At 55.3% G+C, this 25,541-nt stretch carries 26 protein-coding genes and 2 pseudogenes; 21 read left to right on the top strand and 7 right to left on the bottom strand.

All coding sequences use genetic code 11. From position 1 onward, the window contains the following. The first annotated feature begins 142 nt into the window (after positions 1-142). From AAE045_RS20710 to fabY, 20 genes and pseudogenes are all read left to right on the top strand, one after another. Positions 143-856, top strand: coding sequence for a LexA family transcriptional regulator (locus AAE045_RS20710; RefSeq protein ID WP_455549305.1), 714 nt, complete (start codon positions 143-145; stop codon positions 854-856). A 678-nt stretch (positions 857-1,534) separates the two neighbouring features. Beyond that, positions 1,535-2,092, top strand: a complete 558-nt coding sequence (locus AAE045_RS20705) for a hypothetical protein (RefSeq protein ID WP_455549304.1) — start codon at positions 1,535-1,537, stop codon at positions 2,090-2,092. Next, the gene (locus AAE045_RS20700; RefSeq protein ID WP_455549303.1) at positions 2,085-2,705 is read left to right on the top strand and encodes a phage baseplate assembly protein V; all 621 of its coding nucleotides are present in this window, start codon (positions 2,085-2,087) and stop codon (positions 2,703-2,705) included. The genes AAE045_RS20705 and AAE045_RS20700 overlap by 8 nt, the downstream gene beginning before the upstream one ends. Before the next feature lie 38 nt (positions 2,706-2,743). After that, positions 2,744-3,103 (top strand): GPW/gp25 family protein, encoded by a 360-nt coding sequence (locus AAE045_RS20695; protein ID WP_455549302.1) that lies wholly within the window; start codon positions 2,744-2,746, stop codon positions 3,101-3,103. Continuing rightward, positions 3,078-3,995, top strand: coding sequence for a baseplate assembly protein (locus AAE045_RS20690; RefSeq protein WP_455549301.1), 918 nt, complete (start codon positions 3,078-3,080; stop codon positions 3,993-3,995). The genes AAE045_RS20695 and AAE045_RS20690 overlap by 26 nt, the downstream gene beginning before the upstream one ends. Next, positions 3,982-4,533: a phage tail protein I gene (locus AAE045_RS20685; RefSeq protein ID WP_455549300.1), complete on the top strand. Its 552-nt coding sequence runs from the start codon at positions 3,982-3,984 to the stop codon at positions 4,531-4,533. Before AAE045_RS20690 ends, AAE045_RS20685 begins: the two co-directional genes overlap by 14 nt. Then, positions 4,534-4,926 (top strand): annotated as a pseudogene (locus AAE045_RS20680) (phage tail protein); the annotation flags it as partial. 132 nt (positions 4,927-5,058) lie between these two features. Beyond that, positions 5,059-5,718, top strand: a pseudogene (locus AAE045_RS20675) (phage tail protein); the annotation flags it as partial. Beyond that, complete coding sequence (locus AAE045_RS20670; protein WP_455549299.1) at positions 5,718-6,143, top strand: tail fiber assembly protein; 426 nt, start codon at positions 5,718-5,720, stop codon at positions 6,141-6,143. The pseudogene AAE045_RS20675 and the gene AAE045_RS20670, both read left to right, overlap by 1 nt. Positions 6,144-6,209: 66 nt before the next feature. After that, positions 6,210-7,685: a phage tail sheath C-terminal domain-containing protein gene (locus AAE045_RS20665; RefSeq protein WP_455549298.1), complete on the top strand. Its 1,476-nt coding sequence runs from the start codon at positions 6,210-6,212 to the stop codon at positions 7,683-7,685. Next, positions 7,685-8,194: a phage major tail tube protein gene (locus AAE045_RS20660; RefSeq protein ID WP_455549297.1), complete on the top strand. Its 510-nt coding sequence runs from the start codon at positions 7,685-7,687 to the stop codon at positions 8,192-8,194. Before AAE045_RS20665 ends, AAE045_RS20660 begins: the two co-directional genes overlap by 1 nt. A 55-nt stretch (positions 8,195-8,249) precedes the next feature. After that, positions 8,250-8,540, top strand: a complete 291-nt coding sequence (locus AAE045_RS20655) for a phage tail assembly protein (protein ID WP_455549296.1) — start codon at positions 8,250-8,252, stop codon at positions 8,538-8,540. Between the two features lie 136 nt (positions 8,541-8,676). Beyond that, positions 8,677-10,278 carry a hypothetical protein gene (locus AAE045_RS20650; RefSeq protein ID WP_455549295.1) on the top strand — a complete coding sequence of 534 codons (1,602 nt, stop codon included), beginning with the start codon at positions 8,677-8,679 and terminating at the stop codon, positions 10,276-10,278. Beyond that, positions 10,278-10,748 carry a phage tail protein gene (locus tag AAE045_RS20645; protein ID WP_455549294.1) on the top strand — a complete coding sequence of 157 codons (471 nt, stop codon included), beginning with the start codon at positions 10,278-10,280 and terminating at the stop codon, positions 10,746-10,748. The genes AAE045_RS20650 and AAE045_RS20645 overlap by 1 nt, the downstream gene beginning before the upstream one ends. Then, the gene (locus tag AAE045_RS20640; RefSeq protein WP_455549293.1) at positions 10,723-10,938 is read left to right on the top strand and encodes a tail protein X; all 216 of its coding nucleotides are present in this window, start codon (positions 10,723-10,725) and stop codon (positions 10,936-10,938) included. Before AAE045_RS20645 ends, AAE045_RS20640 begins: the two co-directional genes overlap by 26 nt. A 3-nt stretch (positions 10,939-10,941) precedes the next feature. Next, entirely contained in the window at positions 10,942-11,976 is a 1,035-nt protein-coding gene (locus tag AAE045_RS20635) for a contractile injection system protein, VgrG/Pvc8 family (RefSeq protein ID WP_455549292.1), read from the top strand. Positions 11,977-12,085: 109 nt separating this feature from the next. Then, positions 12,086-12,685, top strand: coding sequence for a glucose-1-phosphatase (yihX, locus tag AAE045_RS20630; RefSeq protein WP_455549291.1), 600 nt, complete (start codon positions 12,086-12,088; stop codon positions 12,683-12,685). Further along, the gene (locus tag AAE045_RS20625) at positions 12,679-13,551 is read left to right on the top strand and encodes a virulence factor BrkB family protein (RefSeq protein ID WP_202305857.1); all 873 of its coding nucleotides are present in this window, start codon (positions 12,679-12,681) and stop codon (positions 13,549-13,551) included. The genes yihX and AAE045_RS20625 overlap by 7 nt, the downstream gene beginning before the upstream one ends. Beyond that, positions 13,548-13,985: a D-aminoacyl-tRNA deacylase gene (gene dtd / locus AAE045_RS20620; protein ID WP_455549290.1), complete on the top strand. Its 438-nt coding sequence runs from the start codon at positions 13,548-13,550 to the stop codon at positions 13,983-13,985. Before AAE045_RS20625 ends, dtd begins: the two co-directional genes overlap by 4 nt. Before the next feature lie 47 nt (positions 13,986-14,032). After that, the gene (fabY, locus tag AAE045_RS20615) at positions 14,033-14,974 is read left to right on the top strand and encodes a bifunctional GNAT family N-acetyltransferase/hotdog fold thioesterase (RefSeq protein ID WP_455426296.1); all 942 of its coding nucleotides are present in this window, start codon (positions 14,033-14,035) and stop codon (positions 14,972-14,974) included. Here the strand turns inward: fabY and AAE045_RS20610 are convergent. Beyond that, entirely contained in the window at positions 14,911-16,674 is a 1,764-nt protein-coding gene (locus AAE045_RS20610) for an AsmA family protein (RefSeq protein WP_455549289.1), read from the bottom strand. The two genes, fabY and AAE045_RS20610, sit on opposite strands and share 64 nt — an antisense overlap. Before the next feature lie 126 nt (positions 16,675-16,800). Next, positions 16,801-18,192: a nucleobase:cation symporter-2 family protein gene (locus AAE045_RS20605; protein ID WP_455549288.1), complete on the bottom strand. Its 1,392-nt coding sequence runs from the start codon at positions 18,190-18,192 to the stop codon at positions 16,801-16,803. Between the two features lie 225 nt (positions 18,193-18,417). On the opposite strand from AAE045_RS20605, the gene gltS reads away from it, so the two are divergent. Further along, positions 18,418-19,620: a sodium/glutamate symporter gene (gene gltS, locus AAE045_RS20600; protein WP_455549287.1), complete on the top strand. Its 1,203-nt coding sequence runs from the start codon at positions 18,418-18,420 to the stop codon at positions 19,618-19,620. Here the strand turns inward: gltS and recG are convergent, their stop codons facing one another. From recG to gmk, 5 genes are read right to left on the bottom strand one after another with little or no spacing between them, the layout of a single operon-like run. Further along, entirely contained in the window at positions 19,621-21,702 is a 2,082-nt protein-coding gene (recG, locus tag AAE045_RS20595; RefSeq protein ID WP_455549286.1) for an ATP-dependent DNA helicase RecG, read from the bottom strand. It abuts the gene before it with no gap. 4 nt (positions 21,703-21,706) lie between these two features. After that, entirely contained in the window at positions 21,707-22,396 is a 690-nt protein-coding gene (trmH, locus tag AAE045_RS20590; RefSeq protein ID WP_455549285.1) for a tRNA (guanosine(18)-2'-O)-methyltransferase TrmH, read from the bottom strand. A gap of 2 nt (positions 22,397-22,398) precedes the next feature. Continuing rightward, the gene (spoT, locus tag AAE045_RS20585; protein WP_455426290.1) at positions 22,399-24,510 is read right to left on the bottom strand and encodes a bifunctional (p)ppGpp synthetase/guanosine-3',5'-bis(diphosphate) 3'-pyrophosphohydrolase; all 2,112 of its coding nucleotides are present in this window, start codon (positions 24,508-24,510) and stop codon (positions 22,399-22,401) included. Positions 24,511-24,529: 19 nt separating this feature from the next. Next, positions 24,530-24,805, bottom strand: a complete 276-nt coding sequence (gene rpoZ, locus AAE045_RS20580; protein WP_034461476.1) for a DNA-directed RNA polymerase subunit omega — start codon at positions 24,803-24,805, stop codon at positions 24,530-24,532. Positions 24,806-24,859: 54 nt separating this feature from the next. Beyond that, positions 24,860-25,483: a guanylate kinase gene (gene gmk / locus AAE045_RS20575; protein WP_455426289.1), complete on the bottom strand. Its 624-nt coding sequence runs from the start codon at positions 25,481-25,483 to the stop codon at positions 24,860-24,862. Positions 25,484-25,541 lie beyond the last annotated feature (58 nt).

Here is a 25,541-nt window from a genome sequence, read left to right as displayed (position 1 = left end):
CAACTAAAAGCCTCGTCAGTTTACTGGCGGGGCTTTTTTGCGTTTATAAACCAGATCGCTATACTGTTGGTCGCCTGAAAAAATAAACATAATGAGGGTGGAAATAAACTAAGTGTTTATCTTTACCAAGCGGGAGAAACAAGTGAATACTATCGCCGAGCGCCTGCAGTATCTGATGGATGCCGAAGGATTAAAGCAAAAGACGCTGGCCGCCGGGCTGAACGTAACGCCGCAGACCGTCAATAACTGGCTTAAGCGCAACAGCATCAGTCGGGAAGCCGCACAGCAAATCGGCGAAAAGTACGGCTATTCTTTAAACTGGCTGTTCAACGGTAATGGCAACCCGAAAGTGGATAGTCACCATGAGTCAACGATCCCGCCACAAAGCAGCTGGCAGCGAGTCGATGCCTGGGATAGCAAAACTCCGCTGGAAAATGACGAAGTTGAAGTGCCATTTTTGCGGGATATCGAGCTGGCGGCAGGGGACGGAAGTTTCTGTGAAGACGACTACAACGGCTTTCGGCTCCGCTTCTCTAAGTCCACTCTGCGGCGCGTGGGGGCCAACAGCGATGGCTCAGGCGTGCTGTGCTTCCCCACACATGGCAATAGCATGGAGCCGGTAATACCTAACGGGGCAACGGTGGCGGTGGACTGCAACAACAAAAAAATTGTTGATGGCAAAACTTACGCCATCAATCAGGAAGGCTGGAAACGAATAAAAATCCTCTATCGCACCGGTCCAAACAAACTGAGCATCAGGAGCTATAACGCCCAGGAGTATCCGGAAGAAGAAGTAGATCTGGATAAGGTTGAGATTATCGGCAAGGTTTTCTGGACCTCAACCTTGTGGGAGTAAGGTCAAAAAGTGATTAAATCCACAATAATCCACAAAAAAGATTTTGTTGTTGACATTAAAATCCACATTGTGTTTAATTGGCTCGTCGGAAGGACGCGCTGCTCACCAGGATGGTGAATGCTCATTAACATAGCACCCTGAAAAAGGGTAAAGCACTAAAGCATTGTGCTTTGAGATGGTCACCGACGTTTTCTTTTTTTTCATCCTGCTACCATCATCAAAGTTCACTGAACGTGTACTCCGCCACCTTGGCAGCCTTAATTTCCATGTATATCTCTGCGGTCACCGTTAACGTTTCCAGTTACTGAGCGACCTCGAATCCTTTCACCCTGGCTCACGCCGGGGTTTTTTATGCCCTTCGTTCGGGATGGCTGCCAGTAAAGCAAGATTAAATGTCCGGTCCCATTCTGACTGCAACAGAGATGACCCCAGCAACGAAAGGGGTAACTTTTGCAATCTATTTTCCTGGGCGACGCCCACCGTCATGATCTGCGCTGGCCGGGAAGCGAGAAGACATCTGACTGATTAACGGCGGTATTAATGACCCTGAAGACCGTTCAGCAGGCTACAGCAAAGCATGAGGAGCGCTGAAACCTTAAGCGCTCAGCCCTCCAGTAGAATTCACGCAAAGGAGTTATCTATGTGCCTTTTAACATTTTATTCATCGGGGGGTGGAAGTTGGCTAAGCCAGTAACAGTTCCCGATTATTACCAGACCGTGCTCGGCTCGCTTCGTCAGATCCCATGGATTAAAACGGCGGAGAGCTATCCACAGACCCTCACAAACCTGAGCACCCCTGCGGTTTTCCTCTCTCTGAAAGGCTGGACGCCGGGCAGCCGGGATACCAGCGGTCAGATCTCCATCGTGCTGAGTGGCGAAATGCTGGTGCTGACAGATCGCTCAGCCTCGTCACCAGACGTTGCCGTGCAGGGGTATGCGGCGGAACTCACCCAGTGGCTTGCCGGACAGCAGTTTGGTCTTGAAGGTGTGGAGCCCGCTGTGTTTACCAGTGCCGCTCCTTACAGTCCAGAGACCGATACAACTGTACCTGCACTGAATGACTACGCGGCGTGGGCGGTTAACTTCACGCAGGATGTAGCCGTAGGCGCTGATCCACTTGCCTACGATGGCACACCTTTAAGGCAGGCCTGGCTGGGCTGCGCCCCAGAGACAGGTTCCGATCATATTGATGACTACCAGTTAGTTTATGGCAATAAGGAGGGGAGAAATGGATGACCTGCTTGGCGATCTTCAGCGGCGCGTGGCCAATATGGTTCGCCGTGGCGTCATTAGTGACGTAAATCTTGCCGGTCCGCGCCCAACTTGCAGGGTCAGGTTGGGGAATAACGTAACTGACTGGCTTCCTCTTTGCCAATGGGGCGCAAGTCAGTACCAGCAGGATTTTCATCCGGCAGCGGCGGGCGACGCGGTTACCGTTATCTCTGAGGCGGGAGATCTGAACAATGGCCGGGTTTTCCCGGGCTGGAATACCGATGCGGTAGCCATTCCCTCTGGCGATAAAAATACCCATATCACGCGCTATGAGGACGGTACCGAGATCCGCTATGACCGCAAGGTTCATGCGCTCACGATCGCTCTGGCGCAAGGCGGCACCTATAAAATTGTTGGTGAAGGCACGCTGGACGGGCCGGTGCTGATCACGAAAAACCTGACGGTGGCCGGTAATACCATGCTGCAGGCAAGCCTGGACGTCGCCAGTAACGTGACTGCTAAAGGTGAAGTGCTGGACGCAAAAGGGACGATGAACCAAATCCGTACAACCTATAACGGCCACAATCATAAAGGAGATTCCGGTGGGACAACCGGCACGCCTAATCAATCCATGTAACCACCGCTACGGCGGTTTTTTTACGGGCAAAATTTACGATGAACGGTGTTGATGCAACTAACGGCAAACGTCTGTCAGGTGATGCGCACCTGCGCCAGTCGGTGCTGGATATTTTAAGCACGCCGACGGGCAGGCGCGTACTCAACAGGCTTTACGGCAGCGATCTGCCCTCAAGAGTAGACAATCCGCAGGATGGCGTGACGCGCACCCGCATTATTGCGGATACCGCTGGCGCGCTGGCGGCATGGGAACCCCGGTTGCAGCTTGAGCACGTTGATGTGTTTTTCACCGCACCCGGGGAGTTTGAACTGAACATTACGGGGCTTAACCGGGAAACCGGCTACCCCGTCAGACTTACGGAGTTGACTATCAATGGCAACCAGTACCGCAATAATTGACCTTTCAGAACTCCCGGTGCCGGATGCGGTAGAGGTACCGGACAGCAGCGAACTTTTCGCCCGGTGGCTTGCCCAGCTGCAGGCTGCGGATGAAACCTATGATGCGCTGGTGGCATCGGACCCGGCCTGGAAGCAGGGCGAAATCGTCTCGTACAACACCACGTTGCTCTATCAGAAGATGAACGACGCCGTGCGGGCAGTACTGCTGGCCAGCGCAGGCGGGGCCGACCTCGATCAGCTGGGCGGGAATTTTAATGTTCCCCGGTTGTTGATTACCCCGGCGCAGCCGGACGCCATCCCTCCGCTAGAAGCGGTCTATGAAGCAGATGATGAATACCGCGAGCGTATTCAGCTGTCGTGGTCGCAATTAAATACCGCTGGCGCATACAACTCATACCGTTTCCATGCCAAATCCGCCGATGCGGATGTGCTGGATGCGGCAGTCTATGGGCCAGAAACCCACGGGCGTGGCGGTGAGGTAGATGTCTACATTCTTTCCCGCACCGGGGATGGTACCGCAACATCGGCCCTGCTGGCGAAGGTCAATGCCGCGCTAAACGACGATGAAGTTCGCCCCTTGACCGATCGTGTCCTGACCTATAGCGCTACCCAAAGCCTCTTTACCGTAGAGGCAACGCTTGAAATACCTGCCGGGCCAGACTCGAGCACCGTGCTGGCCAATGCGCAAACCGAGCTGACGGCCTATCTTGCCGGACAGCACAGAATTGGTGCCATTGTCCCTTTGTCCGGCATATATCGCGCCCTTCAGCAGCCTGGCGTGGTCCGCGTAAATCTAATTCAGCCTGTGAAGGATATAGAACCGGGAACCGGCGTTGCGCCGTACTGCTCAGGAGCTAAGGTGGCGATAAAGGAGCTGGATGATGGCATATAACAGCCTGCTGCCGCCCAACTCGACGACTGCCGAGCGTGCGCTTGAGCAGGCCAACAATAAGCCGGTAATTGACGTGCCACTTCGTATTCAGGAGGTTAAAAACCCGGATCAATGCCCGATGAACCTGCTTCCCTGGCTGGCGTGGGAGTACGGCGTTGATTTCTGGGATCCTGCCTGGAGCGCAGAGCAAAAGCGGCAGACCGTAAAAGATGCCGCTTACATACATAAGCACCGGGGAACGTCTGGCGCCGTGCGGCGCTCGCTTGGTGCGGTCGGCTATCCAACAAAAGTTATTGAGTGGTTTGAAGACGCACCAAAGGCGGAGCCGTACTCGTTTCGTATCGAGATCTACAGCACCAGTCCCATTTCAGGTGATCTCTATCAACAGATACATCGCCAGGTAAACCACGCCAAAAATTTACGCAGTTACCTGACAGCAATCGATCTGATCACTGACGTGGGGAGTAAAGGCCAGGTGTATATCGCGGGTGCCGCAACGGCATATATCGAAATCGACATTACTGCCGGAGGACAATAGATGGCAGATTATTACAGTGTAATTACTGACAAAGGCGCCGCGCTGGAAGCAGCCGCTATAGCCAGTGGCGGTAAGGTTAACCTTACTAAGTTTGTGGTTGGCGATGGGAACGGTCAGTTTCAGGTGCCAAATCCAGCCTCAACAAAACTGGTTCACGAAGTCTACCGCGGGGATATTTCGGGTAAGACAGTTTCCCCTGAACAGCCAAATCAAACAGTCGCCCAGCTGGTTTTACCTGCGGATGTTGGTGGCTTCACCATTCGGGAGCTGGGGCTGCTTACCGACGCCGGAGAACTTTTCGCGATTGGCAACTGTGCTGCGATTGAGAAGCCAGAAAACGGCGTTAACGTCACCGTAAACTTCCGCCTTGCCGTATCCCCCACCGACGACGTTACGCTGATTGTTGCCACGGGCGACGGACTGTTTCTGCGTCAGGATGCAAACCTGGGTGATGTAAAAGATAAGGCGAAGGCTCGGGGGAATTTAGGACTTGGCGAGTTAGCAACGTTCAATATCAACGATGTTTATCCTGTTGGAGCACCTATACCATGGCCATCAGACGTGACACCTGCGGGTTATGCTTTAATGCAAGGGCAGACGTTCAACAAAAATACTTATCCTAAACTTGCGATCGCCTATCCATCTGGTGTTATCCCGGATATGCGAGGGTGGATTGTAAAAGGAAAGCCATCGTCTGGACGTGTGGTTCTTTCTCAAGAACAAGATGGAATTAAATCACACAATCATACGGCAACAGCCTCATCGGCGGACTTAGGCACTAAATCGTCTTCCGGATTTGATTACGGAACTAAAACGTCTAATAGCACTGGGAGCCATACGCATTCAATAAATGGCACCACGGCATCAGCTGGTGACCATAGTCATGCTCAAAGAGCGTGGCGGAATGGCGGCGGTGGAAATGGAGTATATATTGATCGCAACATCTATAATACTAATGGAAATGTTGATACATCCTCCTATACCTTAAATGCAGGGGCGCATACTCATACTTTCAGTGGAAATGCAGCCAGCGCAGGAGCTCATGCTCACACGACTGCTATTGGTGCGCATAGCCATACTGTTGCCATTGGTGCTCACGCACACACTATTGCTATTGCTGCAATTGGGAATATCGAAAATACGGTGAAAAACATTGCTTTTAATTACCTGGTGAGGCTTGCCTAGTGACATTTATAATGTTGGATGTCTCGCAAGTACTTATGGTTTATCATTTTATGCCTGATACTGGTGAATTTATTGGAAGGAATAATATTTTTATTCCCGCCAATACCGGTCTTCCTGCATATTGCACAACGATTAAACCACCGACTGTGCCTGATGGATCTAATGTGATGTGGAATGGTTGGGCGTGGGTCGTCGATATTCAAGTGGGAATGAATAAGGAGTTCGAAAATGCTATTTTTGAAAGAAACGAACTACTTTCCGAAGCATCAATAATATTAGCCCCCCTGCAAGACGCCGTCGATCTTAATATTGCCACCGAAGAAGAAATAGCCCGGCTCAATGCATGGAAAAAATACCGTGTTTTACTGAATCGTATTGACACTTCGACTGCACCTAATATCAGCTGGCCGGAAAAGCCTTACTGATCCTCAACCTTAATTAACACCTCATATGGCCGCTGATAAGCGGTTTTTTTATTTATGGAGATAACTATGGCCGAATTACACGGCGTTGAAACAATTGAACTTACCCAGGGAACGGTGGCGGTGTCGACTATCCGCACGGCCGTTATTGGGCTGGTGGGTACTGCTCCGGATGCGGAAGCTGGTGCTATCGCTTCATTGCAAACGGGCTCTGCTCTGCTGGATACACTGCTGCTGTTTAGTGCTAAAAAACCTGGCGTGGCGGGTAACAAACTGCTCGTTAACGCCGTTGCCAGTAAATTAAATGCTGAAGAGCCCACGGCGCTTGCCGCCGTTGCGGATTTTCAGGATGGTGTACTGAATATTGCGCTGGGAATTGACGAAACTGGCAAGGTCGTTTCTACCGCCGCTGAACTGGTGACGTTAGTCAACGGTCTGGCAACCAGTGACATTACCGCAGCGTTACCTGCCGGCGGTACAGGGCTGGGCATAGTCGCACCGTTTAACGAAAAACTCTCAGGGGGCAGCGACGAACCTTATCCGCTAAATGTTCCTGTGGTGGTCGCAGGCGGCATTAGCCAGGCGAAGAAGCTGGGTAGCGCAGGATCGCTACCCGCTGCGCTGGCGGATATCTTTGACCAGGAAGGGGCGCTGGTTGTTGTTGTGCGTGCGGATGCGGGTATCACCGAAGAAGCACAGCGCGCCAGTATCATTGCTGCCGTAAGCGCGCTGGAAAATAGCAAATCCATTACCACCTATCAGCCTCGTATTCTTGTGGCTACCGGCTTTACCGAAGATGACGCAGTTGCTAAGGCGCTTGAAGCGACCGCGGCAAAACTGCGGGGGATTGCCTACATCGACTCCGCATCCATGGCGAGCGTTCAGGACGTGGTCCAGCGCCGCAGTATGTTCGGAACTCGTGCTGAACTGTTACGTCCACGAGTAGCCCAGTCCAGTGAAGACGGCGCGATCATTTACCGCCCTTATTCAGCCTGTGCCGCTGGGCTGCGTGCGCGCATTGACCGCCAAAACGGTTGGTGGTGGAGCAAGTCGAATCAGGAGATCTATAACATCCTCGGCGTCGAGCAGGTGGACAGCTTCTCTCTTAACGATGCGAACTGCACCGCCAACCTGCTGAACATGGATAACGTCTCCACCATCATGCGCAGCGACGGTTTCCGCCACTGGGGCAATCGCCTGTGTACCTCCGACCCGCAGTGGCGCTTTGAATCCGTACGTCGCACCGCCGACGTTATCGAAGACTCCATTGAACAAACCATGCTGGAGTACATCGACCGCCCGCTGGACAAGCAAGTTGCGGACGACATCATCGGCACCATCAACTCTTACATGCGTCAACTAAAAGGTCTGGGCGCCATTTTTGGCGGCAAGGCATGGCTTGATGAAGAGCTGAATACCGAAGAGAGCATCGCGTCCGGCGTGCTGTATATCAACTATGACTTTGGTCCGAAGTCACCTCTGGAGCATCTGGTTATGCAGGTGCGTATTAACAATAAATATGCTGTTGTGGAGCTTGTAGCCTGATGAAAAAGAATAACCTGCGTGCGTGGACGCTGTTTGTAAATGGCGCTCAGCGCCTTGAAGGGGCGCATGAATATACCCCACCTGAACTGGCCATCACCAAAGTAGAAGTACGCTCCGGCGGCATGGATATGTCCGTGCCAATGGACACCGGGATGGAGCCGATGGTTTGCACGTTCAAAATTTACGGTGTGGATACGGATGCGCTGGCCCTGTTTGGGATGCAGGTCGGCGGTAAATCTCCGCGCATCACGGCCTATGAAGGCTATCAATATACCGGTGGTTCATACGGAAAAATCGACGAAATGGAAGGGATGATTACCAAAATCACCGCTGATGCCCGCCCTAACACTAATATGTCAGAAGCCTCCGTCACGCTGGAAATGAGCCTGAACTACTATCGCTCGTCCGTCGACGGCCGCGAACTGTTTGAAATTATCCCGGAACAGTTTGTTCGCCGTGTGAACGGTGTGGATGTGCTGGCGGGTCTGCGCAGCAAAGTACGCCTCTAAACCTCTTCTTTACTCTACAGGGCACCCGGGCGGTGCCCTTTTTCATGGAATCAATATGACTTATCCAACCAACACCGTAGAGATCGCTCTCGACTTTCCTTTTACCACTGCCGGTGGCATCGAAATTGGCACGGTTACCATGCGTTCCCCAACGGTGCGCGATCGTGTGCTTCGCAATAAAGACAAACGTCCTGATATCGAGGCTGATATTCATATGATTGGCAGCATGTGCAATCTTTCCTTTGACGACCTGATGAACATGGAAGGCTGTGACTACCTGCGTCTGGAGCAGCAATTTAATGCTTTTTTAACGCCGGTCAGTCAGCGGATGAAAGCGACATCCTGACCGGTATACGTCGCCTGGCAGGCTGGTTCGGGTGGCAGCCCGATCAAATCCTCGACCTGCCGTTCGACACTTTCGTTCAGCTAATTGTTGATGAACGGGATGAGCGTCAGCAGATCGCTGAGGCAAGGAGAAAATAATGGCAACAGTTGACCAGGCTATCAGGTTAAACATGAGTTTCGTTGGCACCATCGATCCCAGCTGGAGTCGCTCGGTTCAGTCGATGCGGGACAGGCTAAAGGGGCTGGGAAAGGAGTTATCCAGGCTGGCAAGGCAGCAGCAGAAGCTGACGCTTTCCGCCAGCGGCGGTATCGCTGAACTGAGTGAGCAATATAAAGGTTTGTCCACCCAGATTCGGAGGACAACCAACCAACAAAAGCAGCTTAACGTCGAGATAAAAAAAGCGCAGATAAATGAGCACTGGAGCTCTGGCGGCACCAGCGGTGGGAAAAGCGCGTTGTTACCGGCGCTTTCAACTATCGGGAACGCTTTTGTGGGGGCAGTCACCACCTTGTATGACACCAACAGGAAGACCGCTGAAGAAGCGGCTGATGCCCGGGCTTACGGTGTTAGCATTGAGACATTCAAGAGCTGGCAAGGTATGGGGCAGCAGGCGGGTCTGAACGGTAATGATATTGGAGACATGCTCGCCACTTTTCGGGCGCATGGGCTGAAATCTCAGGCCGTGAAAGGGGCGCTGCCTGCGCTGGGTTTAAAGACCGAAGACCTGAAAAGCAAAAGTAGCGATCGACAGGCGGGTGAAATCATCGATCGTCTTTTGCATATGAAGGACGAGAAGCATGCCGCCGGTATAGCCAACACGCTGTTTGGCGGCGAAGCTAACAAACTGCAGACCTATATGCGCATGTCCGGGCAATCCTATCAGGAATTAATTGATGAACAGGCCCGCTACAATATGGTTACCCAGCAAGGGGCCGATAGCGCCTTTGAGGGCAACCGCGCGTTTACTAACCTCTGGGCTGTCTTTACCACTGGCGCGCAGGAAATCACCAGCGCCCTGAGTGCGGAGCTGGCGCCTAAAGTTCGTGCATTGACAGAGGATCTGGCGAGCTGGTTCAAAGGTGGAGGTATTGAAAAGCTGAAAAGCTTCATGACCAGAACGATTTATCCGGCCCTGGTAGCAGTGATGAACGGGGCAGTATTAGTCGGTAAAGTTCTGTTTGCTTTGGCTGAAAAGCTGGACTGGGTGCTACCCGATAAGAAAAAAGAAAATAACAATAAGCAGATGCTTTTGACGCAGGTTGCTGCAGGAAATTCCTCCCTGGAAACCGTCGGGTATATGTCGGAGTCTTTAGGTTTACGAGACTGGTTCGACACGGCTATCAACAACCCGGATACCGTTAGCCAGCTGCGGACCCAGTGGCTGGAAAGCAAAAGCGCGCCTGGCGGAACGGCGGCCCCCGCAGAACAGCAAAAACTGATGGATATCGTCCAGCCTTATGGAACGGATGGCTTACTTGATGTTAACGCTCTCAAGAAACTCCTGGATTCGCCGCGCGCCTCAACGGCTGAGCTAAGAAAAGAGCTGGAGGGTACGGCAAACGTAGCCGGGAAAGGCCCTGTCCAGATAAACCAGACCAATAACACCACTATCGAAGTTCACCAGCTGCCGGGCCAGTCTCAGGAAGCGCTGGCACAGAGCATTGCTGATGCTCAGAATCCTGGGTTCTCCAGCATGCAAAATATTCTCGGCGATCTGCCTGCCGGATGGGGGGGATAATGTTTAGCGAAATTTTCGACGGTTTTAACCAGGGCTACTCCCTGGCTCAGGGACCGCAGCCCAGCGATGCGCCGCGCATCATGCTTAGCCTTGGCTCCTTCGAGTTTTCAATCGATACGGTGGCCTACCAGACGCTGGTGCGGGATGCCAGCTGGCGCTGGCAGGAACAGCAGCGCATCGGCAAGCAGGATTTATTGCAGTACACCGGTAAATCCGGGCGCACGGTCAAGCTTGACGGCGAAGCCTATCAGGCGTTCCGCAATGGCATTTCAGCCATTGATGATCTCTACCTGCTGGCCGACGAGGCAAAGCCACAACAACTGGTCACCAGTGAAGGGGATGTACTCGGGTATTGGGTCGTGAAGGCTTTTAATGACTCGATAAACCAGTTCATCCCCGGCGGTGGGCCGCGACATAAAACTTTCTCAGTGACGATACAACATTATGGCGACAACCTGGATAACCCGTGAGGGCGATGTACTGGATGCAATTTGTGTCCGCAACTACGGCGCTCAGGCGCTGAATCAGTCTATGGTTGCTGTTCTGGAGGCCAACCGAGGGCTCGCCAACTACGGCGCCGTTTATCCCGCAGGCATCGCAATTCTGTTGCCGGACTGGACGCCGGTGGCCGAGAACAGTGCGCAAAGCTTGTGGGATTAACAAATGGAATATAAACCCGATTTTAGTCTGAAAGCCGAAGGGCAGGACATTACCCATGCCATCGCGCAGGGGCTGAGTGAGATTAAATTAGCTGATTACGGCGGTGCCACCGGCAGAAGCGATACGCTGACCATTACCCTGTATTCAGAAACGCTCGCCCTTCCTACAAAAGGGGCGCGTCTGCAGCTGGGGCTGGGATTTAACGGCACCTTCCAGGATAAAGGCTGGTTTGTGGTAAGCCAGGTGCAGAGCAGCGGGCCTCCCCGGCAGATTATTATCACCGCAACGGCCGCACCGATGAACAGCGCCAGACAGCCTGGCGACGTGACCAGTCAGAAAAACCGCTCTTTCAACGACGTCACGCTGGGCGATATCGTCAAAACCATTGCGACGGATAATAGCCTGATACCCCGGGTTTCGCCGAAGCTCGCCGAAATTCCGATAAGCCATATCGATCAGGTCAGAGAATCGGATGCCGCACTGCTGACCCGCCTTGCAAAAAAATACGACGCCGTAAGCAAACCCAGCGGGGGGTACTGGATGTTCCTGGTGCAGGGTGAGGGCACCACGGTGAGCGGTAAACCGCTGCCCGCAGTCACCATCACGCCTGATATGGTTACCCGCTGGAGCTACGGTGAAGGCAAGCGTGAGGGGACGTCTGCGGGCCAGTCGAAGGGGAAGGTGAGCGTGAATTATCACGACAAGACAACGGGAGAAACAAAAGCTGTAGAGGTTGAGCATCCCGGCGGCGCGGACAAACAGCACCCCTATACGCAGTCCGATGAGCAATCCGCCAAAGCCAGCGCAAAATCCAAAGTCACGCAGATGAAGCGCAATAGCCGCACGATGAACATCACGCTGCCCGCGCGCTTATCACTACTGCCTGTTACCGCTGAAAGCCGCGTGACAACACAAGGATTTGGCGTAAACGAAGATCAGCACTGGCTGACGGAATCCATGTCATACACCCTTAACAGCAGTGGGATGGCCGTGGATTTTAGCCTTGTGACGGACATAAAACCTTCCGGCGGGAAGTGATAAGCAATGAAGATATGCAAGGATGTTTATTTTCGCTTATCGACGTCATCGATAGTCAAAGCTCCCCTTTACCGCTACAGTTATTTGTCCATGCGCAAAGGAGAGGCTTATGCTGTATATCTTTGATTTAGGTAACGTCATTGTTGATATCGACTTCAACCGCGTCATGGGGGTGTGGAGCGATCTCAGCCGGGTGCCGCTGGCGAATTTACAGAACAGCTTTGTGATGGGTGAGGCTTTCCACCGCCACGAGCGAGGGCAGATTACGGATGAAGAGTTTGCCGCCGCCGTTTGCGATGAGATGGGGATGGCGCTGAGCTTTGACCAGTTTGCGGCAGGCTGGCAGGCGGTGTTTGTCGCCCTGCGCCCGGAAGTCATTGCCGTGATGAAGCAGCTGCGTGAGAAAGGGCATCGCGTGGTAGTCCTGTCCAATACCAACCGTTTACACACGAACTTCTGGCCGGGGGAATACCCGGAAATTGCCGAAGCGGCGGATAAAATCTATCTCTCACAGGAGATGGGGACGCGCAAGCCGGAGCCAGAAATCTACCTTAAACTCCTTCAGGAAGAGGGAACGCCTGCGGATCGGGCGATCTTTTTTGACGATAACGCCGATAATATAAAAGGTGCTCAACAGGTGGGTATCACCAGCATTCTGGTGACCGGCAAAGAGACGATACCCGCATATTTCGCGAACAATCCATGCTAAAAGACGCTCGTCGCACTACCGCTACACGCCTCAGGCCATGCGTTGCCTGGGGCAAACTGCTCTGGCAGCGTATAGACCAGGACAACATGACGACCCTCGCGGGTAACCTCGCCTACGTGTCGCTGCTGTCGCTGGTGCCGTTTATCGCCGTCGTGTTTGCGCTGTTTGCCGCATTTCCGATGTTCTCAGACGTCAGCGTTCAGCTGCGGCACTTTATCTTTTCGAACTTTATCCCTTCCACCGGCGACATTATCCAGCGCTATATCGAGCAGTTTGTCGCTAACTCCAGCAAGATGACGGCAGTTGGCGCCTGTGGGCTTATCGTCACGGCTTTACTGCTGATGTATGCCGTGGACAGCGCGCTGAATACCATCTGGCGCAGCAAAAAGACCCGGCCAAAAATTTACTCTTTTGCCGTGTACTGGATGATCCTCACGCTCGGGCCATTGCTGGCCGGGGCGAGCCTGGCTATCAGCTCCTACCTGCTTTCCATGTACTGGATAACGGGCTTTAACAGCATGATCGACCAGGTGCTGCGCATCTTCCCGCTGCTGCTCTCCTGGCTGTCGTTCTGGATGCTTTACAGCATCGTGCCCATCGCCCGCGTACCGGTGAAAGACGCCATGATTGGCTCGCTGGTTGCTGCCCTGCTCTTCGAATTAGGTAAGAAAGGCTTCGCGCTTTACATCACTATGTTCCCTTCTTATCAGCTGATTTACGGCGTGCTGGCGGTGATCCCGATTTTGTTTGTCTGGGTCTACTGGACGTGGTGTATCGTGTTGCTCGGGGCGGAAATTACTGTCACCCTCGGGGAGTATCGTAAGCTTCGCATTGAAGCGCAGCAGGAAGATTTGGAAGAACCATGATTGCATTAATTCAGCGCGTCACCCACGCCAGCGTTACCGTAGAGGGTGAAACCACGGGTGAAATTGGTCCGGGACTTTTGGTGTTATTGGGTGTCGAAAAAGAAGACAACGAACAGAAAGCCAACCGCCTGTGCGAGCGGGTTTTAGGCTACCGAATTTTCAGCGATGAAAACGGCAAAATGAACCTGAACGTTCAGCAAGCTGGCGGCAGCGTGCTGGTGGTTTCCCAGTTTACGCTTGCGGCAGACACCGAACGTGGCATGCGCCCGAGCTTTTCGGGTGGTGCTGCGCCCGAGCAGGCAGAAGAGCTGTACGAGTATTTTGTCGCCCGCTGCCGAAGCCAGGGAATCGTAGCTGAAACAGGGCGCTTTGCTGCGGATATGCAGGTATCGCTGACTAACGACGGCCCGGTGACGTTCTGGCTGCAGGTCTGATTACGCCGCTATTTTGACGGTTCCGCGCAACAAGAGAGAGTGCATGTATGTATCACCTTCGCGTACCAGAAACCGAAGAAGAACTTGAGCGCTACTACCAGTTCCGCTGGGAAATGCTGCGCAAGCCGCTGCATCAGCCGAAGGGCTCAGAGCGCGATGCCTGGGATGCCATGGCCCATCACCAGATGGTGGTGGACGAAGAGGGCAATACGGTTGCCATTGGCCGTCTGTATATCAATGCCGATAACGAAGCGGCCATTCGCTTTATGGCTGTTCATCCATCCGTGCAGGATAAAGGCCTGGGGACGCTGATGGCGATGACCCTGGAATCCGTTGCGCGTCAGGAAGGGGTGAAGCGCGTCGTGTGCAGCGCCCGCGAAGACGCGGTGGAGTTCTTTGCCAAGCTGGGCTTTGAGAATCAGGGTGAGATCACCACCCCGCAAACGACGCCCGTTCGCCATTTCCTGATGATCAAACCGGTGGCTTCTCTGGACGATATCCTGCATCGCGCCGACTGGTGCGGGCAGCTGCAGCAGGCCTGGTACGAACATATCCCGCTCAGCGAGAAAATGGGCGTGCGCATCCAGCAGTACACCGGCCAGAAATTCATTACCACTATGCCGGAAGCGGGCAATCAAAATCCTCACCAGACGCTGTTTGCAGGCAGCCTCTTCTCGCTGGCGACGCTAACTGGCTGGGGGCTTATCTGGCTGATGCTGCGCGAGCGCCATCTGGGCGGCACGATAATACTTGCGGATGCGCATATCCGTTACAGCAGCCCGATTACCGGAAGGCCGGGCGCGATAGCGGATCTGGGATCGCTGAGCGGCGATCTGGACCGCCTGGCGCGGGGCCGTAAAGCTCGCGTTGCCCTGCAGGTTGAGCTTTACGGCGACGACACCATGGGTGCCGTGTTCGAGGGGGTCTATCTGGTGCTTCCCGCTAAGCCGTTCGGGCCGCTGGAAGAGGGCGGTAACGAAGAGGAGTAGCTGTCCGGAGCCGTGGCTGGCTCCGTTGGCACCATTCCGTTCTGCATTTTCTGCTCAACCTGCTTACCGTCTGCCCCTGTGACGTGTAATGTGCCATTAATCGTTGGTTTTAAAGGCGTTTTCGCGGCAAGATTACCCGTCACCGAGAGCTGCAGGTTGCCGTCGCCGGAGAGCGGCACCTCAGGCCATCCCCACTGCTGCAACGTGTTTACCGGCACGGAGCGCCCGCGCAGATTGATGGCGGCGTTCCGCTGCGGTGATTGTGAAACCGCCCCCGTCGCCTCCAGCATCCCTTTACCGGCGAATGCGCTCAGCTCGGAAACCGTAATCTGATTCGTGTTTGCCACAAGCGATACAGAAGGACGGCGTACGTCTATCCGGTTGAACGTAGCCGACGCCGCGTTCAGCGTAAGATTTCCATCCCACATCCCCCACTGCCTGTCGCGCACCACCGTTAAGTTATTCCCCATGCCATCCAGCGAGGTGAGCTGGAACGGGAAGTCCGGATTGATATCGATGATCAGGTTGCGGTTTGCCGACAGCTTTTTAACCGTCACGCTGTTGAGCCATTCCGGCAGCGGCTCCAGCCACAGCGCCTGCCAGTTCGCAGGCAGCGTATACTCCAGCCCCGACAGCGCCACCTCGTCTAATTCCAGCCTCCTGTCCCCACGAAGCCACTGGCCTGAGGCGCGCACGATGCCTCTTTCCCATCGGGAGGTGAACTGGCGCAGCACGGCGGCCTGCGGCGTGAAATCGATATTCACAATGGGGTCGTTAAGCTGCACGGAGCCATTGATAAAGCTGCTGGCATTCAGCGACAGCCTGCCGTCTTCTGTCTGCCAGCCGCCGTTGGCCAGCGTCAGGTTGCGCAGGCTCAGATCTAAATCGGTCACCGCCCAGTCTTTACCCTCCAGGCGCGCATCCGTTATCTCCAGGCTGTCTATTTTCAGCGAGGGGACGGTGGTGACTGGGGCGAGGAAATCGGCAATTGATTTATCCGTTTGCAGGCGGATATCGTTCAGCCGCAGGCTGCCGACCTGCCATGAACCGTCCGGGCTGCGGCTGGCATTGCCGGTAAGCGAACCACGAGCAATATCTGCTCCCACATTGGAGAGGGTCACCCGGTCGTTATTAATTGCCCCCTGCAGCAGGACGTTGCTCGCAGGAACGCCGTTAAGCGTCATGGAGCCCGCGCTGAACTGGATATCGGCGGTCTTGCCCAGCACTTTCCCTGCTTCGGGATGCCACGGTGAAATACCGCCGTTCACGCGTTGGGCGCGTAAATCCCATTCGGAGCCGGGGCTGTTCAATGCCATATCGCTCAGCTGTAGCTGGTCTGCCCTGAACGGAAGAGGGGCCGCCGTTGGGGTCAGGTTCAGGGTGCCATTTTTCAGCAAAATGGTATCCGCGTGGAGCGGCTCAGAAAACTGACGCGTGCTCAGGCCGATATCAACGACCTGCGCAACCAGCGTGGCAGGCTGGCCTTTTCGCCCGAACGTGACTTTATTTAGCGTAACGTGGGTGGGGGAAGCCCAGCGGTTATCCATGCTTTCGAATGAGAACTGGTAACCGGTATTTTCATTTACCCAGCCGCTGAGCTGGCTCGCTCCCCAGCGGGTCTGCAGTAAAAGCCAGGCGGCAACGAGCAGCACCAGTATGGCAACAAGGATAACTACGATTAGCTTTCCGAGAAATTTCATTGTCTTCCATCCCATGAAGTTTCGGTAACGGGTGTTATGCCCCATTTACCGTTATAGCTCAAGGATGAGATTGTCAGGGCAGGTTTCACGCGCCGGTTAAAACAATTCCCCGGCGCGTGAGGGACATCAATCTTTCTCAGGCGGGAAAATCAGGTTCAGCACGATAGCGGTGATGCCACCGGCGGCAATGCCGGAAGAGAGCAGCGTCTTCAGCCAGTCTGGCGCGAACTGCAGAATCAGCGGCTGCTGGGAGACCCCCATGCCGACGGCGAGAGACAGCGCGATAATCATAATTGCGCGGCGGTTAAGCGGTTCGCGGGAGACGATGCGCACGCCGGACGCGGCTATAGTCCCGAACATCACGATAGTTGCGCCGCCCAGCACCGGCTCGGGAATGTGCTGAACAAAACCGCTTACCGCCGGGAACAGGCCGAGCACGATCAGCATCAGCGCCACCACAAAACCAACGTAGCGGCTGGCGACGCCGGTCAGCTGGATAACGCCGTTGTTCTGGCCGAAGCAGGAGTTCGGGAAGGTGTTGAAGATGGCTGAAACACAGGAGTTCAGGCCGTTCGCCAGCACGCCGCCTTTCAGGCGCTTCATGTACACCGGGCCTGAGACGGGCTGTTCGGACACGTCGGAGGTGGCCGTAATATCACCGATGGTTTCCAGCGAGGTCACCATAAACACCAGCATCAGCGGGATCAGCAGGTTCCAGTCAATCCCCAGCCCGTAATAGAGCGGCGTTGGCACCATAATCAAATCGGTGTTCGTCGGCGCGGTGACCTGCGGCAGCATATCCATCGCCCAGGCAAGCGCGTAGCCAACGGCCATAGCGATAACCAGCGAGGCCACGCGCAGATAAGGGTTGCGCTGGCGGTTGAGAAGAATGATGACCAGTAATACGGCACCGGCCAGCATCAGGTTTTTTGGCGCGCCGAAGGTGTGGTCGCTCATGGCGGCATAGCCGCCGCCGATGGAGTTCAGGCCAACCTGAATCAGCGACAGGCCGATAATCATCACCACGACCCCGGAAACCAGCGGCGTGATAATGCGCCGGGCAAGATGCAGCACGCGGGACAGCGCCATTTCGGTGCAGCTGGCCAGCATCAGCGTACCGAACAGCGCCGCCATCATGGTGGGCACGTCGGCTCCGCCGTTTTTCAGCGCCATGCCGCCCATAATCAGCGGAGAGACAAAGTTAAAGCTGGTGCCCTGAATCGACAGCAGGCCGGAGCCAACCGGCCCCCAGGATTTGATCTGAATAATAGAGGCCACGCCGGATGCGAACAGCGACATACTGATAATATGCTGGGTGTCCGTTGCCGGTAGCCCCAGCGCCTGGCAGATCAGCAGCGCCGGTGTGATGACCGCAACGAACATCGCCAGCAGGTGCTGACAGGCGGCGAAAAGGGTTTGCGGCAGGGGCGGTCTGTCTTCAAGGCGGTAGATGAGCTCACTGGGAGGAGTCGATGCAATCGGTTGCGCATTTTCTGACTCAACGGCGTTTACGGACATCAGAGGAATCTCTTGCTGGAAAAGCGCAGATTTTAGCGGACTGAAGGGTAAAAGCAAACGATTGCATAGTGATGGTCTTAATATTTAAATCTCATATAACGACGTTTTTATATAACGAATGACTGTTTTTTGGTTAAAATCCAGCTGCTGATTTTTCCAGACCCTGCGTATATGTGAAGGAATGACTAAGCGCTGACCTATAAACGCGCAAAAAGGAGCACTCTTATGATTCATCTCGACACCCTCTCGACCCTGGTTGCGGCAACGCTTGTGCTGCTGCTGGGCAGGAAAATGGTCCACTCCGTACCGCTTCTTAAAAAGTACACGATCCCTGAGCCGGTAGCAGGTGGACTATTGGTTGCCTTAGCCCTGCTGGTGCTGAAAAAAAGCATGGGCTGGGAAATCGATTTTGATATGACCCTGAAAGATCCGCTGATGCTCGCTTTCTTCGCCACCATCGGCCTGAACGCCAACCTCGCCAGCCTGCGTGCCGGCGGTAAAGTGCTGGGTGTCTTCCTGATCGTGGTGGTTGGGCTGCTGGTCATGCAGAACGCGATTGGTATCGGTATGGCAAGCCTGCTGGGGCTGGATCCGCTGATGGGCCTGCTGGCGGGGTCTATTACGCTCTCCGGCGGTCACGGTACCGGTGCGGCATGGAGCAAGCTCTTCACCGAGCGCTACGGCTTCCAGAACGCAACTGAAGTCGCAATGGCCTGCGCCACCTTCGGACTGGTGCTCGGCGGGCTGATTGGTGGGCCGGTTGCGCGCTACCTCGTAAAACACTCCTCCAACCCGGAGGGAACCCCGGAAGACAGCGAAATCCCAACGGCGTTTGAAAAGCCAGCGGTAGGGCGTGTGATCACCTCGCTGGTGCTGGTGGAAACCATCGCCATGATCGCCATCTGCCTGACGGTCGGCAAGCTGGTTGCACAGGCGATTCAGGGCTCGGCGTTTGAGCTGCCAACCTTCGTCTGCGTGCTTTTCGTTGGGGTGATCCTCAGCAATACTATGGCGCTGCTGGGCTTCTATCGCGTCTTCGAGCGGGCGGTGTCGGTGCTGGGCAACGTCTGCCTGTCGCTGTTCCTGGCGATGGCGCTGATGAGCCTTAAGCTGTGGGAGCTGGCTTCCCTTGCGCTGCCGATGCTGGCCATTTTAACCGTGCAGGCCGTCTTTATGGCGCTGTATGCCATCTTCGTGACCTATCGTCTGATGGGGAAAAACTACGATGCGGCGGTGCTGGCGGCGGGGCACTGTGGGTTCGGGCTTGGGGCTACACCGACGGCCATTGCGAACATGCAGGCGATCACCGAGCGTTTCGGGCCTTCGCATATGGCCTTCCTGGTGGTGCCGATGGTCGGTGCGTTCTTTATCGATATCGTTAACGCGCTGGTGATTAAGCTTTACCTGCTTCTGCCGCTGTTTGGCTAATCAGGCGTTTGAATAGCGTTCCGTTTCGGGCATCCAGCGTTCAATTAATGCGGATGCCTGTTGCGGATAGCGCTCATGGATATGGCGGGCAAGCCGCTGTACTTCCGGGATCATCGCCTGATCGCGCAGTAAATCAGCCACTTTAAACTCGGCGCTCCCCGTCTGGCGGGTGCCGAGCAGCTCACCCGGCCCACGAATTTCTAAATCTTTTTGCGCAATCACAAAGCCGTCGTTGCTGTCCCGAAGAACCTGCAAACGAAGCTGAGCCGTTTTGGACAGCGGAGACTTGTAGAGCAGCACGCAGTGAGATGCCACGGCGCCTCGCCCCACGCGGCCACGCAGCTGGTGGAGTTGCGCAAGGCCCAGACGCTCGGGGTTTTCGATTATCATCAGGCTGGCGTTCGGCACATCCACACCGACTTCAATCACCGTTGTGGCGATAAGCAGATGAATGCTGCCCTCTTTAAAGGCCTTCATCACCGCCTGCTTTTCCACCGGCTTCATGCGCCCGTGAACCAGCCCGACGTTAAGATCGGGCAGCGCAGCTTTCAGCTCTTCCCAGGTGACTTCCGCCGCCTGGGCTTCCAGAACTTCCGATTCCTCGATCAGCGTACAAACCCAGTAGGCCTGACGCTTTTCTGCGGTGCAGGCGCTGCGCACGCGTTCGATAATCTCATTGCGGCGCGTATCCGCGATGGCGACGGTGGTGACCGGCGTACGGCCCGGCGGCAGCTCGTCTATTACTGAAGTATCCAGATCGGCATAGGCGGTCATCGCCAGCGTGCGTGGGATTGGCGTGGCGGTCATGATCAGCTGATGCGGGTGGAAGCCCTGCACCTGACCTTTCTCCCACAGGGCGAGCCGCTGGTGGACGCCAAAGCGGTGCTGCTCATCGATGATCACCAGCGCCAGCCCGGCAAACTGCACCTGCTCCTGGAAAATGGCGTGGGTGCCGACAACCATCGATACCTGACCGCTGGCAATGGCCTCCTGCTGGGCGATACGCGCTTTGCCTTTTTGCTTCCCGGCAAGCCAGCCCACTTCAATGCCCAGCGGTTCAAACCACTGGCGGAAATTACTGGCGTGCTGTTCGGCGAGCAGCTCCGTCGGGGCCATCAGGCCTACCTGTTTGCCGTGGGCAATAGCACGAAGCGCGGTGAGCGCGGCGACCAGCGTTTTACCCGAGCCAACGTCGCCCTGCACCAGACGCATCATCGGCACATCGAGCGCCATATCCCGTTCGATTTCGGCAACCACTCTTTCCTGTGCTCCGGTAGGCTTAAACGGCAGCGCGGCCAGCAGGCGGTTTTTCAGCTCGTCGTGGTTCACCAACGGCAGGGCGTGATAGCGCTGGGCACCGGCACGCAGCGCCAGCATGCTCAGGTTATGGGCGAGCAGCTCTTCGAGGATCAAACGCTGCTGGGCCGGATGCTTGCCCGTTTCCAGATCGATAAGCTTCATGTCCGGCGGCGGACGGTGCAGCGTGCGCAGCGCCTGGGGCAGGCTCATCATCCCCTGGCTTAGCTCCGGCGGCAGCAGTTCCGTAATGGCGCAGGTATCGAGCAGCTCCAGCGCCTGGTCCGTCAGTTTGCGCAGCGTGGCCTGGCGGATGCCTTCGGTTGTGGGGTAAACGGGCGTCAGCGTCTCCTGCAGCTCAGGCGTGCTGAGATCGCCCTGAATGCGGTATTCGGGGTGAATCATCTCTGCCCCGTGCGTCCCGCGCTTTGCCTCGCCGTAGGCAAGTACACGCTTGCCCGCCGAAAGGCTGTTTTTCATTGCCGCATTGAAATTAAAGAAGCGCATCGTCAGGATGCCGGTGCCGTCGCTAATCTGACAGGTCATCATGCGGCGGCGGCCAAAGCTGATGTTTGAGTTCAGCACTTCGCCTTCTACCGTGGCGTGAACGCCAGGCACAAGGTCATTGATAGGGTAGAGATGCGTGCGGTCTTCGTAGCGCAGCGGGAGATGCAGCAGGAGATCCTGAATGGTGTGCAGGCCAATTTTGGCCAGCTTGCCGCTCTGGCTGGCGCCGACCCCGGCAAGCGTGCTTAACGGTATGGCATCCAGCAAACGGCCTTTCATGGGATCACTCCGCGGACTGCATTGTGGCCCACCATGCGGCATCAGCTTCGATCTCACCTTGCTGATTCACATGGGGGTAGGGCAGACCTTTACGACGAGAGACGCGTGCCAGCACAGGGTAACCGCCCTCAAACAGCAGGCGCTGCTGTTCAGATTCCGGCAGAGTGCTGTTTTCGCGCTGGTACATGCCGGCGTTCTGACGCTGGCGCTGCGCTTCGTAGAGAATAAGCGCGGAGGCAACGGAGACGTTAAGCGACTGCACCATGCCGATCATCGGAATAATGATATCCTGGTCAGCCAGCGCTAAGGCTTCAGCCGTAATGCCAGTTTTTTCCTGGCCCATCAGGATGCAGGTCGGACGCGTGTAATCAATCTCGCGGAAGTCGACGGCCTTGTCAGATAGGTTGGTGGCGAGGATCTGCATGCCGCTGCTTTTAAGCTGAGCGACCGCATCACCAATCGTACGGTGGGTTTTCACTTCGACCCAGGAGTTGCTGCCCGCCGCAGAAGAGGCCATGGTCCGCATGCGGTTTCCCGGCCAGACGGCGTGGACTTCATGCACGCCCACCGCGTCCGCCGTACGGATAATCGCCGAGACGTTATGGGGCTTATGAACCTGCTCCATGCAGACGGTCAGGTCAGGCTGGCGCCTGGCGAGCATTTCGCAGATACGCGCATAACGTTGAGGATTCATAGCTAGTTTCTGTTGCGGGTGACTTTAATCACGTCCGGCATCACGCGGATTTTGCGCATGAGGTTTGCCAGATGGATACGATCGCGGGCGGTCAGGCGAATGAACGCGCTGTAGACGCGGCCATCTTTCTCTTCCGTATTGAGGCTTTGAATATTGGAACCCGCGTTGTTCAGCGCCGCCGTCAGGTTTGCCAGCGCACCCTGGTGGTTGAACATATCCACCTTGATTTCGGTGACGAACTCCTGCTCCGCCTCTTTATCCCACTCCACCGCCATAAACTTCTCTGGTTCTTTCTGATAACCACGGATGTTGCGGCAGGACTCATGGTGGATAACCAGGCCTTTGCCCGGGCTGACGTGCGCGACAATCGGGTCGCCGGGGATCGGGCGGCAGCATTTCGCAAAGGTGATCAGCACGCCGTCCGCGCCTTTGATAGGCAGATGGCTGTGCGGCATTGTGCCGGGTTGCAGCGCGGTCGGGGAATCACCCTGCAGGTTCTTCGCTACCACGACGCTCATGGCGTTGCCCAGGCCAATCTCCGCCAGTAAATCATCAAGCGAGGCGAGCTTCATGCGCTCAAGCTCACGCTGGATGCTTTCCGGTGGGATCTCGGCAAGCTTGCGGCTGCCGCCTAAAGCGTGGTTCAGCAAACGGCGGCCCAGGCTCACCGAGTCGTCGCGCTTGAGGTTTTTGAGCATCTGGCGAATTTTGGCGCGCGCTTTGGAGCTGACGACAAAGTTAAGCCAGGCCGCATTCGGACGTGCGCCCGGTGCGGTAATAATTTCGATAGTCTGACCGCTGGTCAGCGGCTGGGACAGCGGATAGGGCTGGCGGTCTACGCGGGCACCCACGCAGGCGTGGCCGATATCGGTATGCACCGCATAGGCGAAGTCGACCGGGGTTGCGCCCGCCGGCAGTTCGACAATTCGCCCTTCCGGGGTGAAAACGTAAATCTCATCCGGGAAGAGATCGGATTTGACGCTTTCGATAAATTCAAATGAGCTACCGGCGCTCTGCTGCAGTTCCAGCAGGCTTTGCATCCAGCGCTGGGCACGGATTTGCGCAGTTGTGCTGCTCTCACCCTGCTCTTTATAAGCCCAGTGTGCCGCAACCCCCATCTCTGCCATCTGGTCCATATCTTCGGTACGGATCTGCACCTCAACCGGCACGCCGTGCGGGCCAATCATGGAGGTGTGCAGCGACTGATAGCCGTTCGCCTTTGGAATGGCGATATAGTCTTTCACCCGGCCAGGGCGCGGCTTATAGAGGCTGTGCATCTGGCCAAGGACGCGGTAACAGGTGTCCATGTCATGAACGATAACGCGGAAGGCGTAGATGTCCATGATCGAGTGGAAACGCTGCTCTTTAAGCGTCATTTTGCAGTAGATGGAATAGAGGTGTTTTTCGCGACCGCTGACGCGGCAAGGGATGCCAGCTTCCTGTAAACGCCCGTCGATTTCCGAGAGGATTTTCTGAATCATCTCTTTACGGTTGCCGCGCGCCGCTTTGACCACTTCTTTAATGACGCGGTAACGGTTCGGGTAGAGCGCTTCAAAGCCCAGTTCTTCCAGCTCGGTCTTCAGGTGATGAATACCAAGACGGTGAGCCAGCGGGCTATAGATTTCGAGGGTTTCGCGGGCGATGCGGCGGCGCTTGTCCGGGCGCAAAGACCCCAGCGTGCGCATATTGTGCGTGCGGTCGGCGAGTTTGATCAGAATGACGCGGATATCCTGCACCATCGCCATGATCATTTTGCGGAAGTTTTCGGCCTGCGCCTCTTTCTTATCGCGGAATTTCAGTTTGTCGAGCTTAGAAACCCCTTCCACCAGTTCGGCAACGCTTTTGCCAAACAGCTGTTCCATATCCTGGTAGGTGGCGGGGGTGTCTTCGATCACATCATGCAGCAGGGCCGCCATCAGCGTTTCATAGTCGAGTTTCATCTCGGCCAGAATGCAGGCAACCGCTACGGGATGGGTGATATAGGGTTCACCGCTTGAACGTGCTTGTCCCTCGTGAGCATCACGTGCGACAAGATAAGCTTGCCGAAGGCGCTTAATCTGCTCCTCGGGCAAGTATTGTTGAATCAGCTGATTCAGGCTTTCAAACAGATACAAGGGCTACCCGCAGGGCTAATTAACGACGACCTTCAGCAATAGCGGTAACGGCCTGCAGTTCTGCGGCTTCCTGCTCTTGCTGCTCCTGACGATCACGCACATCGAGAATCTGGTTGGTGATCAACCCTTCTTCGATTTCGCGCAGTGCGATAACGGTCGTTTTATCGTTTTCTTCAGGTACCAGTGGATCTTTACCACCAGTCTGCATCTGACGAGCGCGACGTGCGGCGACCAGTACCAGGTCAAAACGGTTACCAATTTTCTCTACTGCGTCCTGAACGGTTACGCGTGCCATATTTTAAAGCTCCAACAGATGAAGAAATGACTGGGCATGATACTGAAACTGGGCTCAGTCTGCCAATAGTTTGCTGATTAAAGCGTCATGTCGTGCTTTTTGGCGGCCCATTCGCAGACGCTCGGCACGGATAATAATCTTTAAATCTGACAGCGCGGTGTCGAAATCGTCGTTGACGATAAGATAATCATATTCGGCGTAGTGGCTCATTTCAGCAACGGCCTGTTCCATACGCTTTGCAATGACTTCTTCGCTGTCCTGCCCGCGGCCACGCAGGCGGCGGTCTAACTCATCTTTCGACGGCGGCAAGACAAAGATACTGCGCGCCTGCGGCATTTTCTGGCGAATTTGCTGCGCGCCCTGCCAGTCGATATCCAGAAACACGTCAACACCCGTTGCCAGAACCTGCTCAATAGCATGGCGCGAAGTGCCGTAATAATTACCGAATACTTCCGCGTGTTCGAGGAAAGCATCTTCGGCAATCATCTGCCTGAACTCTTCCTTACTGACGAAGAAATAGTGTTCACCATGGTTTTCACCGGGGCGTACGCCACGAGTGGTATGGGAAATGGAAACCTGCGTGTCATACAGCGGTTGCGTTTTTAACAAAGCCTGAATGAGGCTGGATTTCCCCGCGCCACTTGGAGCGGAAACTATATAAAGCGTGCCTTGAGCCATGAGTTCTAACTTATTCGGTAAGGATAAAAGAAGAGCATTTACCGGCCTATTATACACG

Source organism: Dryocola clanedunensis, assembly GCF_038405435.1.
Lineage (GTDB): Bacteria > Pseudomonadota > Gammaproteobacteria > Enterobacterales > Enterobacteriaceae > Dryocola > Dryocola clanedunensis_A.
Note: the sequence above shows the minus strand (reverse complement) of the source record. Positions and strands in the feature narration are given on the sequence as shown.